Source organism: Lactococcus cremoris subsp. cremoris NBRC 100676 (assembly GCF_001591705.1).
Classification (GTDB): domain Bacteria; phylum Bacillota; class Bacilli; order Lactobacillales; family Streptococcaceae; genus Lactococcus; species Lactococcus cremoris.
This window is the reverse complement of the sequence record NZ_BCVK01000017.1, coordinates 1-17,927: the sequence shown is the minus strand read 5'-3', so window position 1 is coordinate 17,927 and position 17,927 is coordinate 1. Positions and strand designations below refer to the sequence as shown.

20 protein-coding genes and 1 tRNA gene are annotated in these 17,927 nt (G+C 35.7%); 16 read left to right on the top strand and 5 right to left on the bottom strand.

What is annotated here, in order from left to right:
• Nucleotides 1-14: 14 nt before the first annotated feature.
• Nucleotides 15-908 carry a YihY/virulence factor BrkB family protein gene (locus LLA01S_RS04400; protein ID WP_032942759.1) on the top strand — a complete coding sequence of 298 codons (894 nt, stop codon included), beginning with the start codon at nucleotides 15-17 and terminating at the stop codon, nucleotides 906-908.
• A gap of 102 nt (nucleotides 909-1,010) precedes the next feature.
• Here the strand turns inward: LLA01S_RS04400 and LLA01S_RS04395 are convergent, their stop codons facing one another.
• Nucleotides 1,011-1,457, bottom strand: a complete 447-nt coding sequence (locus LLA01S_RS04395) for a GtrA family protein (protein WP_011675753.1) — start codon at nucleotides 1,455-1,457, stop codon at nucleotides 1,011-1,013.
• A gap of 154 nt (nucleotides 1,458-1,611) precedes the next feature.
• Between LLA01S_RS04395 and LLA01S_RS04390 the strand changes: the two genes are divergently transcribed.
• The 10 genes from LLA01S_RS04390 (at nucleotide 1,612) to LLA01S_RS04345 (ending at nucleotide 11,993) form a co-directional block, all read left to right on the top strand.
• Entirely contained in the window at nucleotides 1,612-2,274 is a 663-nt protein-coding gene (locus tag LLA01S_RS04390) for a TIM44-like domain-containing protein (RefSeq protein WP_232035130.1), read from the top strand.
• 91 nt (nucleotides 2,275-2,365) lie between these two features.
• Nucleotides 2,366-2,641 carry a DUF1294 domain-containing protein gene (locus tag LLA01S_RS04385; RefSeq protein ID WP_061777911.1) on the top strand — a complete coding sequence of 92 codons (276 nt, stop codon included), beginning with the start codon at nucleotides 2,366-2,368 and terminating at the stop codon, nucleotides 2,639-2,641.
• 102 nt (nucleotides 2,642-2,743) lie between these two features.
• Entirely contained in the window at nucleotides 2,744-2,920 is a 177-nt protein-coding gene (locus tag LLA01S_RS04380) for a DUF3272 family protein (protein WP_061777910.1), read from the top strand.
• A 132-nt stretch (nucleotides 2,921-3,052) separates the two neighbouring features.
• Nucleotides 3,053-3,985, top strand: a complete 933-nt coding sequence (gene hprK, locus LLA01S_RS04375) for an HPr(Ser) kinase/phosphatase (RefSeq protein ID WP_011834603.1) — start codon at nucleotides 3,053-3,055, stop codon at nucleotides 3,983-3,985.
• A 61-nt stretch (nucleotides 3,986-4,046) separates the two neighbouring features.
• Complete coding sequence (lgt, locus tag LLA01S_RS04370; RefSeq protein WP_014573041.1) at nucleotides 4,047-4,832, top strand: prolipoprotein diacylglyceryl transferase; 786 nt, start codon at nucleotides 4,047-4,049, stop codon at nucleotides 4,830-4,832.
• Between the two features lie 166 nt (nucleotides 4,833-4,998).
• On the top strand, nucleotides 4,999-5,418 hold the full coding sequence (locus LLA01S_RS04365; protein ID WP_011675759.1) for a DUF948 domain-containing protein: 420 nt from the start codon (nucleotides 4,999-5,001) through the stop codon (nucleotides 5,416-5,418).
• A gap of 29 nt (nucleotides 5,419-5,447) precedes the next feature.
• A complete protein-coding gene (locus LLA01S_RS04360) occupies nucleotides 5,448-6,008 on the top strand; it encodes a YtxH domain-containing protein (RefSeq protein WP_011675760.1) in 561 nt (186 codons plus the stop codon).
• A gap of 133 nt (nucleotides 6,009-6,141) precedes the next feature.
• Nucleotides 6,142-7,560 carry an NADP-dependent phosphogluconate dehydrogenase gene (gnd, locus tag LLA01S_RS04355; RefSeq protein ID WP_014573039.1) on the top strand — a complete coding sequence of 473 codons (1,419 nt, stop codon included), beginning with the start codon at nucleotides 6,142-6,144 and terminating at the stop codon, nucleotides 7,558-7,560.
• A 181-nt stretch (nucleotides 7,561-7,741) separates the two neighbouring features.
• Nucleotides 7,742-9,763: a KUP/HAK/KT family potassium transporter gene (locus LLA01S_RS04350; RefSeq protein ID WP_061777909.1), complete on the top strand. Its 2,022-nt coding sequence runs from the start codon at nucleotides 7,742-7,744 to the stop codon at nucleotides 9,761-9,763.
• Nucleotides 9,764-9,977: 214 nt separating this feature from the next.
• A complete protein-coding gene (locus tag LLA01S_RS04345) occupies nucleotides 9,978-11,993 on the top strand; it encodes a KUP/HAK/KT family potassium transporter (RefSeq protein ID WP_061777908.1) in 2,016 nt (671 codons plus the stop codon).
• A gap of 52 nt (nucleotides 11,994-12,045) precedes the next feature.
• On the opposite strand, the gene LLA01S_RS12135 is transcribed toward LLA01S_RS04345, so the two are convergent.
• Complete coding sequence (locus LLA01S_RS12135) at nucleotides 12,046-12,216, bottom strand: DUF3042 family protein (RefSeq protein WP_080683462.1); 171 nt, start codon at nucleotides 12,214-12,216, stop codon at nucleotides 12,046-12,048.
• A gap of 194 nt (nucleotides 12,217-12,410) precedes the next feature.
• Here LLA01S_RS12135 and LLA01S_RS04340 point away from each other — a divergent pair, with 194 nt between their 5' ends.
• From LLA01S_RS04340 to LLA01S_RS04320, 5 genes are all read left to right on the top strand, one after another.
• Nucleotides 12,411-13,076 carry a YitT family protein gene (locus LLA01S_RS04340; RefSeq protein ID WP_011675765.1) on the top strand — a complete coding sequence of 222 codons (666 nt, stop codon included), beginning with the start codon at nucleotides 12,411-12,413 and terminating at the stop codon, nucleotides 13,074-13,076.
• 131 nt (nucleotides 13,077-13,207) lie between these two features.
• The gene (miaA, locus tag LLA01S_RS04335; protein WP_011675766.1) at nucleotides 13,208-14,092 is read left to right on the top strand and encodes a tRNA (adenosine(37)-N6)-dimethylallyltransferase MiaA; all 885 of its coding nucleotides are present in this window, start codon (nucleotides 13,208-13,210) and stop codon (nucleotides 14,090-14,092) included.
• Between the two features lie 145 nt (nucleotides 14,093-14,237).
• Nucleotides 14,238-14,906 (top strand): hypothetical protein, encoded by a 669-nt coding sequence (locus LLA01S_RS04330; RefSeq protein ID WP_011675767.1) that lies wholly within the window; start codon nucleotides 14,238-14,240, stop codon nucleotides 14,904-14,906.
• Between the two features lie 164 nt (nucleotides 14,907-15,070).
• Nucleotides 15,071-15,973: an SPFH domain-containing protein gene (locus LLA01S_RS04325; protein ID WP_011675768.1), complete on the top strand. Its 903-nt coding sequence runs from the start codon at nucleotides 15,071-15,073 to the stop codon at nucleotides 15,971-15,973.
• Nucleotides 15,974-16,069: 96 nt separating this feature from the next.
• Nucleotides 16,070-16,141: transfer RNA gene (locus LLA01S_RS04320), tRNA-Arg, on the top strand.
• A gap of 209 nt (nucleotides 16,142-16,350) precedes the next feature.
• On the opposite strand, the gene LLA01S_RS13015 is transcribed toward LLA01S_RS04320, so the two are convergent.
• The 3 genes from LLA01S_RS13015 to LLA01S_RS04310 all read right to left on the bottom strand — a co-directional run bounded on the left by LLA01S_RS13015 (nucleotide 16,351) and on the right by LLA01S_RS04310 (nucleotide 17,693).
• Nucleotides 16,351-16,716, bottom strand: a complete 366-nt coding sequence (locus tag LLA01S_RS13015) for a hypothetical protein (RefSeq protein ID WP_428279040.1) — start codon at nucleotides 16,714-16,716, stop codon at nucleotides 16,351-16,353.
• A 35-nt stretch (nucleotides 16,717-16,751) separates the two neighbouring features.
• Complete coding sequence (locus LLA01S_RS13010) at nucleotides 16,752-16,919, bottom strand: hypothetical protein (protein ID WP_232035057.1); 168 nt, start codon at nucleotides 16,917-16,919, stop codon at nucleotides 16,752-16,754.
• Between the two features lie 426 nt (nucleotides 16,920-17,345).
• Nucleotides 17,346-17,693 carry an XRE family transcriptional regulator gene (locus LLA01S_RS04310; protein ID WP_011675770.1) on the bottom strand — a complete coding sequence of 116 codons (348 nt, stop codon included), beginning with the start codon at nucleotides 17,691-17,693 and terminating at the stop codon, nucleotides 17,346-17,348.
• Nucleotides 17,694-17,927 lie beyond the last annotated feature (234 nt).

The following is a 17,927-nucleotide window of genomic DNA, read 5'->3' as shown; positions in this document are numbered from 1 at the left end:
AGATGAGAGGAAAGATGAAAAAAGGTCTACAAAAAATTGGTGAATTAACGACAACTTTTATGACTTTTTTCAAGAGCTCTGAAATGAGTCTGTCCTCAATTGCCGTTGCTTATTATCTCCTGCTCGCAATCTTTCCTTTGGGCTTGATTATTGGAAATATTTTACCATTCTTACATATTGATACTTCAGGTTTATTGAGCTTTTTATCTGAGCAGCTTCCTAGTGATGTTTATCGAGGAATTGAACCAGTCATTAATAATCTCTTAAATCAAAGAAATACCGGATTACTTTCACTTTCTGTTTTGGCAGGTTTTTGGACCTTTTCAAGGGCTTTATCTGCTTTACAGATGTCGATGAATAAAGCTTATGAAGTTTTTAATCATCGAGATTTTATTGTCAGTCGAGTAATTGGTTTAGCTGCAGGATTTGCGATTTTACTCTTTCTCTATTTCTCAATTGTCCTTTCAACTTTTGGACAATTAATTTTAGAGCAAGTACATCGTATTTTCGCTTTTGATGATCATTTGTATCGCACTTTGCATAATATGACCCTGCCAGCGATTGCTGTAGCGACTTTTTTGTCTTTGATGATGCTTTATTTTATTCTACCGAATGTCAAAATAAGAAAATTAAGATATACGATGCCTGGAACAATTTTTTCAACCTTTGTTTTAGTTTTTCTGACAAACTGGATTGCTAAGTATGTTAGTTTTGCTTTGCAACGATTGGATGACTTGAAGTTAATTGGGTCATTGGTTGTTTTTGCTCTGATGATTTGGTTTATTTTCATTGCCCGAGTTCTAATCATTGGTGCCATACTAAATGCTGTCTACCAAAAAACAAAAGTTGGTAAGATTGAAACACGTCGCGGTGAAATCGTTGAATTCATCAAGGAAATTAGAAAATAAAAAAAACACTGACAGAAAATCTGTCAGTGTTTTTTGTTCGCCGATTCAATGCTCACTCTGATCGCATTGAACTGTCAGTAGTTTTTTTAAAAAATAATTTTCTTAATCATTAATCTTTTTATCTTCTTTAAAGACAAAGAATTTTGAATAGAGATAGTTAATGACAATAATTAGAACCTGAACGACTAGATTGAGGCTAGCCACCATATTGTTTTTAGAAAGTCCAAAAAGGTTCATCAAAATATCTGGATGTTGGTCAATAAACCACCAGTTAATAAAAATAGAAACGAGCAAGAGAACAATCCGGCCAGAAGTAAAATTGATGAAATCACGTAATAAATTGGTTGATTGATGTTTAAATACAAAAAGTTTATTCGTGAAAAAAGCGAAAATAATACTTGAAGCTTGGGCAGCAGTTTCTGAGCCCCAGCCAGAATGCCATGCTTGCCAAGTTAACCATTTGACAAGAGCATAGACAGCAGTTGCCAAAACACCAAAAATAAGATATCTTACCGTTTCGGATTTTAAAACATTCATGAGTTTTTTCATGTCGTAATTATATCATACTCTTTTCTTAGACTCCACTAAAAATAGAATTTTCATAGCATGAATAGATATTTCAAATAATGTAGGGAATAGGGTATAATAACAAAATAAATAAAGTAATATAAATACAAAGAAATGAGAATGGTTTTTGAATCAAATGATGAAAAAAATAATTGTTTTATTGCTCATCAGTGGTTTATTTTTGGTCACGCCTCATGCTTTTGCAACAGCAGGAGGATACCGAGGGGGAGGAAATAGAAGCACAAGAACTGGCGGTAATTTTGGAGGTGGAAACACTAACAGCCATTATCATAATACTGGTTCCAATAATTATAGCTCTAATTCTGGAACATCTAGAATGGGAAGAAGATATAGTAGGGGAAGGATTTGGGAGTGGCTGATTGTGCTTGTTGGTCTCGGACTTTATTTTGTAAGAAATAAAGTTAAACTTCCTTTTAAAAAAAGAGATTATCATCAAGAAAAGACAATAAATGATCCGGCTTTAGCACAAGAAATAGAAGAAATTTTTCTTAATGTTCAAGAAGCTTGGGATAAACAAGATTTACAAAGCTTATCACCATTTTATGGCGATCAATTGTATGAAAAGCATCAAAAAGTTCTTGAAAAAATGAGAAATAAAGGTCAGATTAATCATACGCGCAGTGCTATTTTAGATGGTATCACGCGTTATAAGGAAATAAAAGATAATCAATTTGAAGTTGACCTATATTTTGTAGCTATTGACTATCTTGTTTCTATTGATTCTGGTCAAATTATTTCGGGCAATAATCAATATCGAAGAGAATTTAAACAACGCTAGACTTTTAGTGGTCAAAAAGGAGCCCTTCGAGTTGAAAAAATGAGAGAATTTAAAATCTAACGATTATTTAAATTAGAAGAGAAAGAAGAAAATGATTGTTTATCTATTAGCTTTATTAGCAGTTTGGAATCTTATTGTCTTTGTGTTTTATGCGGTCGATAAGTACAAGGCACAGCATCACTTATGGCGAATTCCAGAGAAAGTTTTACTTGCCCAAGCACTTTTAGGTAAGGGGATTGGAGCACTTCTAGCTGGTCATCTCTGTCATCACAAAACAAGAAAATGGTACTTTAATCTTTCTTGGTATTTGGGCCTACTTGTAGATGCTGTCCTCCTCTTTTTAATCATCAAATTTTTTGTTAATTAATGATGAAATTTCATTTTTTTAGAAAATAAAATGTGATTTTTGTCAGTCATTAATTAAGACAATCCATTGACATTTCTGACTTAAAAATGGCATAATAGAGGCATGCCTAAACAACGATTTTACTCATTTATGATTGGAACGGTTATTGAAGCTTGGATTTTCAGCTGGGCCTTCCTTTCTGCTTCGTGGTTTTTAGCCACATTTTTCGGCTTTTTTTTGGTGCGCCGAATCTTCCTTGCTTATCGCTTGGATAAATTTATACGTGAGATGAAAATGTGATTTTTTATCACAATTTTTATTATAAAAGTACTGACAAAATTTGTGGAGACTTGTAAGTAAAAAAACATGACATTATTCTCTAGCAACTCTGTCAGTTATTCTTAATTTATGAAAAAATAAGGGAGAATTAAAATGGCGGTTTCAGTTCAAGACTTACTTGATAAAATTCACTTTCATGTGATTTATTCAACAGAAACAGCATTACAAAAAGAAATTACAACTTCCGAAATTATGCGGCCAGGTTTAGAAATGGCTGGTTATTTTGATTACTTCACTCCTGAGCGAATTCAGCTTTTTGGGATGAAAGAGTGGTCTTACATGATGACTGTAGTCGGAGATAATCGTTATGACCTTTTAAAAAAGGTCATGGCCAAAGAAACACCAGTTGTGATTGTTGCGCGTAATTTAGAAATTCCAAGTGAAATGGTTGCAGCAGCTAAAAAAGCAGATATTGTCTTGCTTCAATCACGGGAAGCAACCAGTCGTTTAAACTCGGTTTTGACTTCATTCCTTGATGAACGATTAGCAGAAAGAACCACAGTTCATGGTGTTCTGATGGATATTTTTGGTGTTGGTGTGCTGATTCAAGGTGCGAGTGGGATTGGTAAATCTGAAACAGGTCTTGAATTAGTTAAACGAGGTCACCGATTAGTTGCTGATGACCGTGTAGACGTTTTTCAACGAGATGCTTTTACGCTTTCTGGAGAACCTGCAGAAATTTTACGCAACATGATAGAAATTCGTGGCGTTGGGATTATTGACGTGATGAGCCTTTTTGGTGCAGGTGCTGTCAAAGATTCAACGGATATTGATATGGCTATTTATTTAGAATATTACGATAAAGAAAAAGCTTTTGATCGTTTGGGAAATGCGCCGACAATCGTCGAATTTTCTGATGTTGAAGTGCCTCAAACGCGTATTCCTGTAAAAACAGGGCGTAATGTGTCAGTGATTGTTGAAGCGGCAGTCATGAATTTCAGAGCTAAACAAATGGGCTTTGATGCAACCAAAACTTTTGAAGATCGTCTAACAGACTTGATCAGTCACAACAAAGAATCACAATAAAACTTAGAGTTAACTGACAGACAGAAATACTGTCAGTTAAAATAGAAAACTGATAAAAACTATGAATAATTTATTTCCTTTTTTAGCTCTGGATAAAATTGCTCTCCAATTAGGCCCTCTTGCTATTCATTGGTATGCCATTTTTATCGTGGGTGGTGCGGCATTAGCGGTTTGGTTAGCGTGTAAAGAAGCACCAAAACGAAACATAAAGGTCGACGATATTATTGATTTTGTACTTTTTGCTTTTCCCTTAGGAATTGTTGGAGCAAGATTATATTATGTAATCTTCCAATGGTCTTATTATAGTCAGCATCCGTCGCAAATTATTGCAATGTGGGATGGTGGAGGAGCCATTTATGGGAGTTTAATTGCTGGAGCGATTGTTCTTTTTGTCTTTAGCTACTACCGCATGATCCATCCTTTAGATTTGCTAGATATTACTATACCTGGTGTTTTCCTTGCTCAAGCAATGGGCCGCTGGGGAAATTTCGTAAACCAAGAGGCTTACGGTAAAATTGTTTCAAATTTAGATTGGCTTCCACCATTTATTAGAAATCAAATGTTTATCGAGGGTCATTATCGAATGCCCACTTTCTTATTTGAAAGTATTGGAACCCTAAGTGGATTTATTCTGGTTATGGTCTTTAGACATCGTATCAAAGGTTTGAAACGAGGAGATATTTTTAGTTTTTATCTCGTTTGGTATGGGGCAGTACGCTTTATTGTTGAAGGGATGCGTACTGATAGCTTAATGTTGGGCCCAGCACGGGTGTCACAATGGTTGTCAGTTTTATTAGTGATATTAGGAATTATCCTATTTGTTTATCGTAGAATTAAAAAAAATTAAGAAGGCTATCCTAAGGGATTGCCTTTTTGTCATAAAAAAATGTAAGTAATATTAGAAAATGGCGCAACAATTTGTTATAATAAGATAAAATAGAATCGCTTTCATCCAAATGAAAGAAGATTAAAAAATGGACATAGAGTTTTAAGTCCGAATAAGAGGAGGAAACGTGGGAAATATTGCATTATTGATTATCGCGATAGCATTTGCTGTATTGGTAGTCTTCTTGGTTATTGTATTACATAAGGTTTCGAAAGTTGTAGAAGAAGCGAACCGTACTGTTAAATTAGTATCGAGTGATGTGGACGTACTGCTTCATCAAGCCGATGGAATCATGACTAAGGCTAACACTTTGCTTGATGATGTTAATGGGAAAGTCGCCACGATTGACCCCTTGTTTACAGCAGTTGCTGATTTATCTGAAAGCGTTTCAGATATTAATGCCTCAAGCCGTAAGCTTGTAACACGCCTTAATCGAGGTTCAACAAAACGAAAAACAACTTCAGCTTCGGCTGTTGTACTTGCCAAAACAGCGAAAAAATTCTTTGTCAAAAAAGATAAATCTGAAGCTGGTGTAAAAGTAAATTAAATTACTTACATAAAGAAAGGACTTAATCGATGTCAAAAAAAACAGGATTTCTAGTTGGTGCTTTAGTTGGAGCCGCAGCCGCTTTATTTTTAGCTCCTAAAAAAGGAAGCGAACTCCGTGAGGAAGCGGGGAAAATTTATGATGATTTAAAAGAAAATCCCCAAGAAACATTGACAGGGATGAGAGATACTGCTCTTGATTTTTCAGCTGAAAAATTTAATGAAATTAAAGAAAAGTTTGATTCAGGAGAGATTTCAGCAGATAAAGCTAAAGATTTCTTGCTTTCAAAACGTGATTTAATTATGGAAAAAGTGGATTCAGGAGAACTTTCTAAAGAAACTGTTATTGACTTTTTCAATGATACAAAAGATGCTGTCGTTGAAAAGATTAATTCAATGAAAGAAAGTGGTGAAGAACTCTTTGATGAGGATGAATCTGACCTGTCTGATGAAGCTGCAGAAGTAGTGGCTAAATTCAGTGATGCAAAAGATGAAGTAAAAGAAGATATTGACACTCAATCTCTTGCAGAAGAAGCAAAGAAAATTGCTGATGAAGCCAAAGAATTAACAAATTTTCCTGACGAAAAATAATAAAATTCAATCTGTCTTTTAGGCAGATTTTTTGCTATGTAAAACATTTACACACCTAACTATGGTAATTGGAAATAAATTGCGTTATACTATATAATATATAAAATAAAAGAAATACTCTGGAGGATTTCAAATGGCACAAGCAAACTTTGGTGTTGTCGGAATGGCTGTAATGGGTAAAAACCTTGCACTCAATGTTGAGTCACGTGGTTATACCGTTGCTATCTACAACCGTACGACTTCAAAAACTGAAGAAGTTTATAAAGAACATCAAGATAAAAATCTTGTTTTCACAAAAACACTTGAAGAATTTGTCGGAAGTCTTGAAAAACCACGTCGTATCATGCTCATGGTTCAAGCGGGAGCTGCTACTGATGCAACCATCAAATCACTCTTGCCACTTTTGGACAAAGGCGACATCTTGATTGATGGTGGGAATACTCATTTCCCAGATACAATGCGTCGTAATGCTGAACTTGCTGACTCAGGAATCAACTTCATTGGTACTGGTGTTTCAGGTGGAGAAAAAGGAGCGCTCTTGGGTCCTTCTATGATGCCTGGTGGACAAAAAGAAGCTTATGATTTAGTAGCTCCAATTTTTGAACAAATCGCAGCTAAAGCTCCTCAAGACGGTAAACCATGTGTTGCTTATATGGGAGCCAATGGTGCGGGACATTACGTTAAAATGGTTCATAACGGAATTGAGTATGGCGACATGCAATTGATTGCTGAATCTTATGACCTTTTGAAACGTGTTCTTGGACTTAGCAACGCAGAAATTCAAGCCATTTTTGAAGAATGGAATGAAGGCGAACTTGATAGCTACCTCATCGAAATCACAAAAGAAGTATTGAAACGTAAAGATGATGAAGGCGAAGGCTATATCGTTGATAAAATTCTTGATAAAGCAGGAAATAAAGGAACTGGTAAATGGACTTCAGAATCTGCCCTTGACCTTGGTGTACCACTTCCATTGATTACAGAATCAGTATTTGCTCGTTATATTTCAACTTATAAAGATGAACGTGTTAAAGCAAGCAAAGTTTTGTCTGGCCCAGCTCTTGATTTCTCAGGCGATAAAAAAGAAGTAATCGAAAAAATCCGCAAAGCACTTTATTTCTCAAAAATTATGAGTTATGCTCAAGGATTTGCTCAACTTCGCAAAGCTTCTGAAGAATTTGATTGGGACTTGCCATATGGTACAATTGCTCAAATTTGGCGTGCTGGATGTATCATCCGTGCAGAATTCCTCCAAAACATTACTGATGCTTTCAACAAAGATAGCGAACTTGAAAATCTCTTGCTTGATGACTACTTTGTAGACATCACAAAACGTTATCAAGAAGCTGTTCGTGATGTGGTTTCACTTGCTGTTCAAGCAGGAATTCCAATTCCAACATTCACCTCAGCAATTAGCTACTACGATAGCTATCGCTCTGAAAATCTTCCTGCAAACTTGATTCAAGCTCAACGTGACTATTTCGGTGCTCACACTTATGAACGAACTGATAAAGCAGGAATCTTCCATTACGACTGGTATACAGAAGATTAATTTAAAAATATTCAATCAAAAGCTAGAGTTTTCTAGCTTTTTTTCTTTTAAAGATTAGTAGTATTCTTTGGAACATTTTTTAACAAAAAATGGATAAAATGTTATATTATTAGATAATCAAAATGTGCTTAGCTTATTTTAAAAAAAATGATTGCAACTAGAGAAAGTTGAGGGAGCTAAAATGGGTTATCAACATAATCGCTCATTTAATAAGGCGACAGGCGCAGGTTTCATTATCGCAATGGGAATTGTCTACGGTGATATTGGGACAAGTCCTCTTTACACAATGGAATCCATTGTCCAAGGTCAAGGAGGGCTTGAACGAATTTCGGAGACCTCAATTATCGGGGCTTTGTCATTGATTATTTGGACCTTGACTTTGATTACAACGGTCAAATATGTTTGGATTGCTTTAAAAGCGGATAACAATCATGAAGGTGGGATTTTTTCCCTATTTACTCTTGTTCGTAAATATGCAAAATGGTTAATTATCCCAGCGATGATTGGTGGAGCTGCCTTGCTTTCTGATGGTGCTTTAACACCAGCTGTTACAGTTACTTCGGCAATTGAGGGATTGAGGTCTATTCCAGCTTTTCATGAAGCTTTTGGTCAGCAACAATTACCAATTGTCATTATAACTTTGGCGATTTTGGCAATTCTGTTTTTGATTCAACGTTTTGGAACTTCGATCGTTGGTAAAGTTTTCGGACCAGTGATGTTTATTTGGTTTAGTTTTTTTGGGATTACAGGCTTGATTAATCTCTTTGGCGATTTTTCAGTCCTTCAAGCAATCAATCCTTACTGGGCCATTCATTTACTCTTAAGTCCAGAAAATAAAGCAGGGATTTTTGTCCTTGGTTCAGTCTTTTTAGCGACGACCGGGGCAGAAGCTCTATATTCTGACTTGGGTCACGTGGGCCGAGGAAATATTCATGTTAGCTGGCCATTTGTTAAAGTTTGTATTATCTTATCATATTGTGGACAAGCGGCTTGGCTTTTACAAAATCGCGGAAAATCATTAGGTGATATTAATCCATTTTTTGCAGTTTTACCTCAAAGCCTGATTATTTTTTCTGTGATTCTAGCGACTTTGGCAGCAATTATTGCTTCCCAAGCTTTAATCTCTGGTTCATTTACATTGGTTTCTGAAGCCATTCGCCTTAAACTACTCCCAAGATTGAGAATCAATTATCCGGGGGAAACCTTTGGCCAATTGTATATTCCAGCGGTAAATCTGGGCTTATGGCTCGCGGCAAGTTTTATTGTTGTCTACTTCCAAAGTTCTGCCCACATGGAGGCCGCTTATGGCTTAGCGATTACGGTCACCATGTTAATGACAACAATTTTATTAACGGTTTATTTAGCACAACATCAAAAAGTCAAAAAGGTATTCGTTGTCCTCTTTTTCGGTGCTTTTATCTTCATAGAAGGATTATTTTTTGCAGCCTCTGCTGTAAAGTTCTTGCACGGTGGTTATGTGGTTGTGATTTTAGCTGCCCTCATATTATTCGTTATGGCAATTTGGCACAAATCTGACCAACTTTTCTATAAATACCTCAAATCTTCTAATCTTAATGATTACAAAGAACAAATGAATAAGCTGCGAAAAGACGAATCCTATGATCTTTATCATACAAATGTTGTTTATTTGACGGCCAAAATGGCTAAAGAATGGATTGACCGTTCAATCTTGTATTCAATTTTAGATAAACGACCTAAGAAAGCTGAAGTATACTGGTTTGTGAAGGTTAATGTCACAGATGAGCCTTATACTTCTAAGTATGAAGTGGATATGTTAGGGACTGATTTTATCGTTTGTGTCAATCTCTATCTCGGTTTTCACATGCGTCAAGAAATTCCACGTTATTTGCGCACAATCGTGACTAATTTGATGGAATCAGGACGTTTACCACAACAGCATCAACCTTACAGTATCATTCCCGGACGGAAGGTTGGCGATTTCCGGTTCATTCTCTTAGAAGAAAAGTTGATTAATGCGAGACAAATGCCCGCTTTTGAAAGGTTCGTCCTTCAAACAAAGGAGCAAATAAAGAAAATTACGGCTTCGCCGGCGCGTTGGTTTGGACTCCATTTCTCAGAAGTTACAGTTGAAACGGTTCCTTTAGTCCTTTCAGACGTCAGAAATTTGGAAATTCTCGAGCGAATTTCTAAGGAAAATGAAGTGGAAAATCTGTCAAAATAAATATGCAAAAAGCTTGGATTTGATTGATATAGTAGTGTTTTAGAAGAATAACGTATTTTATATAAAGCTGCGAGAAATAAATAAATGTAATTTCTCACAGTTTTTTTTGAATAAACTGGGGATAATCTGCTATAATATAGCTATTAAAAAACGAGCTAAGCTTCGTTTTATTTATTTGACTATTTTCGCTGAAGAAAGTTGAGGAGTTATAAAAGTGGGTCAAGTACACTTACATAATTGGTCGTTTAACAAAGCGACCTCTGCGGGATTCCTGATTGCATTAGGAATTGTTTATGGTGATATTGGAACAAGTCCTCTTTATGCCATGCAGGCTATTGTTCGAGGACAGGGAGGATTAGCAAATCTTTCTGAAAGTTTTATTTTAGGGGCTGTTTCTCTTGTCATTTGGACTTTAACGCTAATCACAACAGTTAAGTATGTTTTGATTGCATTGAAGGCTGATAATCATCATGAAGGCGGTATTTTTTCACTGTTTACGCTTGTTAGACGAATGAGAAAATGGCTGATTGTGCCAGCAATGATTGGTGGAGCGACATTACTAGCAGATGGGGCATTGACCCCTGCTGTAACGGTCACTTCAGCAATTGAGGGATTAAGAGGGGTAACTCATGTTTACTCCAATCAAACAACGGTCATGGTGACCACTTTGATAATCCTTGCCTTTCTCTTTTTAATTCAGAGGTTTGGAGCAAGTTTGGTTGGTCGTTTGTTTGGACCAATTATGTTTATCTGGTTTGGCTTTTTGGGCGTGAGTGGGCTAATCAACTCATTTCTTGACTTATCAATTCTTAAGGCGATTAATCCTTATTATGCGATTCATTTATTATTTAGTCCGGAAAATAAGGCTGGTTTCTTTATCTTGGGTTCAATTTTCTTGGTAACAACTGGGGCAGAAGCACTCTATTCTGACTTAGGACATGTAGGTCGCGGAAATATTTATGTCAGCTGGCCATTTGTTAAGATTTGTATTATCTTATCTTATTGTGGACAAGGGGCTTGGCTTTTAGCTCACCGTGGTGAACATATTGAAAAGCTTAATCCTTTCTTTGCCGTTTTACCTGATAATATGGTCATTTATGTTGTTATCTTGTCAACGCTAGCCGCGATTATCGCCTCTCAAGCACTGATTTCAGGTTCCTTTACTTTGGTCTCTGAAGCGATTCGTTTGAAACTTTTACCTTTGTTTAAAATTTATTATCCAGGGCAAACTTTGGGACAACTTTATATCCCAGCAGTTAACTTTGCACTTTGGGTAACGACTTCCTTCTTTGTTTTGTATTTTAAAACTTCAGAACATATGGAAGCCGCTTATAGTTTGGCGATTACAATCACTATGTTAATGACAACGACCCTTTTGACTTATTTCTTAATTCAAAAAGGGATGCCCAAAATTGCGATTGCTTTTATTTCCATTGGTCTCTTTTGTATTGAAGGCTCGTTCTTTGCGGCTTCCTTGGTACAATTTATCAATGGAGCATATATTGTTGTACTGATTGCTTTGGCAATTATCTTTGTGATGTTTATCTGGAATAAGTCACATAAGATTGTTATGAAATACATTAAATCTTTGAATATTAATGAATATAAGAATCAATTGAATGCTTTGCGTCATGATGAATCTTATGACTTATATCAAACGAATGTGGTTTATCTGACGAGTAAAATGGATCATGAATGGATTGACCGTTCTATCTTGTATTCCATCTTAGACAAACGGCCAAAACGTGCGGAATGCTATTGGTTTGTTAATGTGAAAGTTACTGACGAACCTTATACTTCTGAGTACAAAGTTGATATGATGGATACTGATTTTATTGTTCGAGTGAATCTTTATCTTGGATTCCGTATGCGTCAAGAAGTTCCGCGCTATCTACGAACTATTGTGACGGATTTGATGGAATCAGGTCGCTTGCCTCGACAACATCAACACTACAGTATCACTCCAGGACGTAAAGTTGGTGATTTCCGCTTTGTCGTTGTTGAAGAAAAATTAATGAATGCACGACAAATGCCAGGCTTTGAACGTTTTGTTCTTCAAACGAAAGCACAAATTAAGAGAATTACTGCTTCACCAATTCGTTGGTTTGGACTTCAATTCTCGGAAGTAACAGTTGAAACGGTTCCCTTGGTTCTTTCAGATGTACGTAATTTGGAAATTCATGAGCGTTTAGAGCAAGTAGATGAAACAGAAGCTCCTGCAACAAATTAAAAAACTTACTGACGATTCTGTCAGTAAGTTTTTATTTTTGTCAGTAAAAATTTTAGCGTGCAAGTCGTTTTCGAGCGGATTCTTTTCGTTTTTGAGCGATGAATTCAGCCTTGTCAGCTGAGGGAAGATATCCTTTTTTCTTGGCAATCAAGAGGGCAGTTCCAGCGACAAGAATTTCGACTGATTTTCCAATGAGGTAACCTTGGATAAATTTATTTTTCACTTGCGGTGCTCCTTTAGTTTTTATTTAAAAATCATTATATTATCATTATAAATCAAAAAATGTGAAAACGCTATCGAATCACTTCTAAAAATGAAAGATTTTTTAATCTTAACCGGTTAAGGTTAAGATTAGACACATGTGATATATTAGTATCAGTTGTAATAAATAAATGAAAAAGAAAGAAGGTAAGAAATATGACAATTATAGGTGTAAAAATTGATCAGAAGTTTATGAGGGACTTACTCATCCTGATTATAGGTGTCGGCCTTTATGTATTATCTGTTCAATTATTCGTCATCCCCAACCGTTTAGCAAGTAATGGTGTCGCTGGTTTCTCTGTACTTATGGATTTTGTTTTCGGCATCAACCCAGCCTTGACTTTCTTTTTGGTAAATGTACCCCTCTTTATTTTCGGGGGACGTCTGCTTCCACGTAGAATTTTACTTTTAAGTATTCCCGGAGCTCTTGCGATGAGTCTTTGGTTAATGATTTATGAAGCATTGGGTGTTACTGGTTTTCAATTCTCACATGTTATTTTTGCCGGAATTTTTGATGGAATTTTATCAGGCATCGGTGCCGGTCTAGTCATCATTTCGGAAGGGACTTTTGGCGGCTCTATCCTACTTAGTCGAATTTTAGAAGAACAATGGGATTTTAAAATCGATAAAGTATTATTCTTAGTTGACGTAGTTGTTCTGAGCGTTTCCTTATTGACTTTCTTGTCTCTTCCTAACTTTGCCGTTACTCTCCTATCATGCTACATTTTTAGTAAAATGACACTGATTGTTGGGCGGGAAGATTATCGAAAATCTTTGATGTCACGTGGAAAGAAAATTTACCAAAAAGTGTTTGCGGCTTAAGAGACTGTAAAATATATTATAAAGTTACTGACAGAATGGTCAGTAACTTTTTTTCTGGTCAAAGCTTGAATTTGCTGATTATTTCTGAAATAATAGAGATTGGAAATCGTGAGGGTGAGTTAAAGATATAAATGAAAAATAATAAAGTTTTGGTTGTTGTTGGACCAACTGCGGTGGGTAAAACGGCACTAGGCATTGATTTAGCTATAAAAATGAATGGTGAAATTATTTCTGGTGATTCACAACAAGTGTATCAGGGATTAGATATTGGGACAGCGAAAGTAACAAAAGCTGAACAAGCCTTAGCAGTTCATCATTTGATTGATGTTCGAAAATGGACAGAGAATTTTTCGGTTCATGATTTTGTGATGGAAGCCAATCGATTGATTAAGGAGATTATTGAACGTGGGAATGTCCCGATTATTGTTGGTGGGACAGGACTCTATATTCAGTCACTGATAGAAGGTTACCATCTGGGAGGTCAAAAAAATCATCAAGCAATGATGGAACTTCGAGAAACATTGTCGGCTTTAACTGACGAAGAGCTCTTTGAAAAAGTTCTTAAATTAAATCCAAATTTTCCTGAATTGAATCGCAGACGAGCGATTCGCTTTTTGGAGTTGCAAACTTTTGGTTCAACTGACGAAAATAGTGGTTCTGATTATAATTTTTTATTAATTGGCTTGAATGCAGAGCGAAAAGTGCTCTATGAAAGAATCAATCAGCGGGTAGAGCAAATGATGAGCGAAGGGCTTTTGGCTGAGGCAAGAACTCTATTTGAAAAGGCACCCGATGCTCAAGCAGCAAAAGGGATTGGTTATAAAGAATTTTTCCCTTACTTTTCTGGCGAGATTAGTTTAGAAGATGCAGTCGAATTAGTCAAACGTAATTCCAGACGTTACGCTAAAAGGCAATTGACTTGGTTCAGAAATCGAATGGAAGTCGAATTTGAGGATGTCTTTTCAGAAACATACCCTGATTCAGTTTTTGAGAAAGTGACTCAATTTTTGAACTGACTCTTTTTCGTAAAAATGTTATAATGAAAATGATTGAAAAAGGACATTATATCTGACTGACAGACTTTAAATCAGTCAACTTATTTTGCTGACAAAAAGATTAGAAGCTTGTCAGTAATATTTTTAGCAAAAAAGGAGAGAGAAGATGAATGATAAAAAATGGATAGATTTGGGAATGAAATATGGTGGATTCATGGCTCAAGATCAAATTTTTTTAGAAAATAGATTAGCCACTTTAACTGATGTCGCCGATAAACGACTTTTGGTTACTCCGCCAGCATCGGTATTGAATGCTTATTTTGCTGAACTTTATCAAAAACGCTCGCCTAAGGATGCGACAGACTATTTCTTTGAGCTTTCTAAGGCCTTTGATATTTTTGAAGAAAACCCAGATTTTCAACTTGAAGGAAAAGTGGGTTCTGAACATTTCCGTTTTATTCGACTCAACCTTTCAGGCAAATCATTTGGTTTTTCTTATAAAAATGAAGCGGAAGAAGCGCTTATCTTTAGTGAGTTTCCAGTAAAAATTACAGCTGAATTGATGTTTGAAATTGCGCAAATTTTTCCACACTATCTATTGATTGAAGAAGATGGAAAATTGCAGATGAAACCTGCTCAATTCCAAAGTGAATTTGAGAAAGTTAAAGACGTGACCGCCTTGACCGAGCAAGCGGAAAATGAAGAATATATCCGTTTATCAGGTTATAATATTGAGGATTTATTGGAGCAAGCACAGGAAATTGGCTTTTTAAGTCCTTTGTGCTATGGACGAGATGGACGAAAACATTTGGTTTATATTACAAAAGGCTTTTAATCATTGATGAATTAGCTGCCTAAAAAATTGCAATTCTCTCCAATAAGTGATAGACTATTTGAAAACGGTTACTGACAAAGACATTTTCATTAAAAAAACTAATTATTTAATTTTACTGACAGATTGATCAGTGACTGATGAGAGGCTACAAGGAGGAACTTTTCATGGATATTATTATTTTTCCACTCGTTATTTTGGCAATTGTTTTACTAATTCTTATCTTTAGTTTAAGTACAATTGTCTTCGTCGTGAAGCAACAAACGGTTGCTATTGTTGAGCGTTTTGGTAAATATCAATTTACTGCAAGCCCAGGTTTTCATTTAAAACTACCATGGGGAATTGACCGAATTGCTGCGCGAATTCAATTACGCCTGTTGCAAACAGAGATGACTGTTGAAACAAAAACTGCAGATAACGTCTTTGTTACGATGAATATTGCTACACAATATCGAGTAAACGAACAATCAATTAAAGATGCTTACTACAAATTGATGAACCCAGGTGAACAAATCAAAGCCTATATCGAAGATGCCCTTCGGTCAGCTGTGCCAAAGTTGACTTTGGATGATGTCTTTGAGAAAAAAGATGAAATCGCTCTTGAAGTTCAAAAAACGGTTGCTGAAGAAATGCAAACTTACGGATACATTATTGTTAAAACTTTGATTACTAAAGTTGAACCAGATGCTGAAGTTAAGCAATCTATGAACGAAATCAATGCGGCTCAACGTAAGCAAGATGCTAGTCAAATGTTGGCTAATGCTAATAAAATACAAGTTGTGACGGCAGCCGAAGCTGAAGCTGAGAAAGATCGCTTGCATGGTGTTGGGATTGCCGAACAACGTAAAGCAATCGTTGATGGTTTAGCTCAACAAATTACTGAAATCAAAAAACTTGGTGTGGCACTTGATGAAGAACAAATTATGGCGATTTTGCTGACCAACCAATATTTGGATACTTTGAACCAATTTGCTGCGGGTGGAAACTCAACCATCTTCCTTCCTAGTGGAGCTGAAGGAGCAGAAAGCTTGCGAACCCAGATTTTATCAGCAATAAAAGCAGGAAAATAAAAAGAAAAAAGAAAGTTATCAAGAGATAGCTTTTTTTATTTTGCTGAGTTTCTTCTTGCAATTTTTTTTGAAATTAGGTAGAATAAAGGGGTTATAGCGTCCGTAGTGTAATGGATATCACGCGAGATTCCGATTCTTGCAATGGGGGTTCGATTCCCTCCGGACGCATTTAATCATACAAATAAACCGCTCTGTTGAGCGGTTTTCTTGTTTTTGTGCCAAATGACTTGAAATAGTATAAATTTGGATTATTTTTCTGTTAATGAGTGACGACGACCAGAAGAAATAGCTTGACTTTCAGTCATGGTAAAAATCTCAGATTGATTAACTGGATGACCGTGTTTATTACCATAATCAATTAGGGCAGTAAGACTATATCAATAGACTTTCGAATCTTTACCAGCTACATAAACAGTTCTTCCTACAGGAGGAGTTACAGTACTTCCACCAGCTTGAACTTTCCAAGCTACTGCTCCAAATTTCCATCCTCCATTAAGTAAACTGTTTTGTTCAAATGAATTAGTTGTATAGTTGTGTGAACCAGAACCTGCATTTGGATTATAGGCAACATAGAGATTGACATTTCCACCAGAGTAGAATGCGGCATTTCCGCCATTATCGCAACGCCATCCGCTCTTGACTAAACTTTGAGCTTCATATTTACTCATAGTATAGTAGTGATCTCCGCCCACTGAATTTGGATTGTAAACTCGATAAACTGGAGTTCCTGATGTTGCAGCTATCCAACCAGTTCCTTCATCGTTCCAGCCAGAATTTTTCAGGCTATTTTTTCAAAAGCACTTTTAGTATAAAAATGCTCTCCAGTATTTTTATTATAGAGTCGATAAACAGGTACAGTAGATGCTGCAGAAGCGCTAGTTTCGGAAATTATTCCGCTTACGCTTAATGACAAAAGCACTCCGAGGGCAATTGAAATTTTTTTCATAAATTTTCTCCTACCTAGCTTTTAACGAGTATCAAGGTTTGCTCGTAGGGGTTCTTTTATGTTGCTTCTAATAATTTCATAAATTCTTTTACTTTCGTATCATAAAAATAAAGGCCTAAATGGTGAGAAGATAAAATTGATAAATATTTACACTATCAATTACACTAATATAATTAAGAATAGAGTCATGCATCATAGATTACTGAGGTTAGAGTTTATTTCATCTTGTTTATAAATGGTATAAGCTAATTCAAAAGGAGCTTACGTTGCATTCATAAAGAGCTTCAAATATTTGTAGTTTCCTTTATTCTTTCAAATATTTGCCGAAGAGAGAAATGACTGCTTTGAAGATGATTTAATTCATGAGAAAGTCTAAAAGGGGATGCTGAAAGTAGTTTAAAACCCTTCCTGCTATAGTTTATTTCCTTACTTATCTTCCAAACGTTTTCCGAGAATAAGCTTCATAGCTATCTTTACATCGTCACTTAGAGGTTTTCCTTCGAATAATACCCATTTATCCCAATCCACTTTGCTGTCATCAACTAATTGTGCTAGATCAATTGGTTCGTTTATAATTTCTAATCCTTCACGTCCTAATAAAAAATCAACAGTAACATGAAAATAATCAGCTACTTTTGCCAAGTCATCAGCTTTAGGTTTTGTTTTCTTCCATCCATAAATTGCGTTTTCACTTAATCCAATATCAAGAGCAACTGTTTTTATATTTTTTCCTTGCTTATCAGCAAGGCCTTTTATTCTATCGAATAGAGTCATGGTGAGCTTTCTAAAAATAATTTCAACTTAAGTATTATGTTTAATACTTAACCCGCAATAAAAAGTATGAATTCTTGTTAAATGTTACTTTTTATGTTAAGTCAAAAAGAGTTAATGTAAATGATTTGAAAATAGGTATCCTTTTATTAAAAGGTTTATTCTGTACTAATTAGATTACTTTAATTGTACGAAATCTAATATTTTTTGTCAATGCTATTGATGAAATAGTAGTTA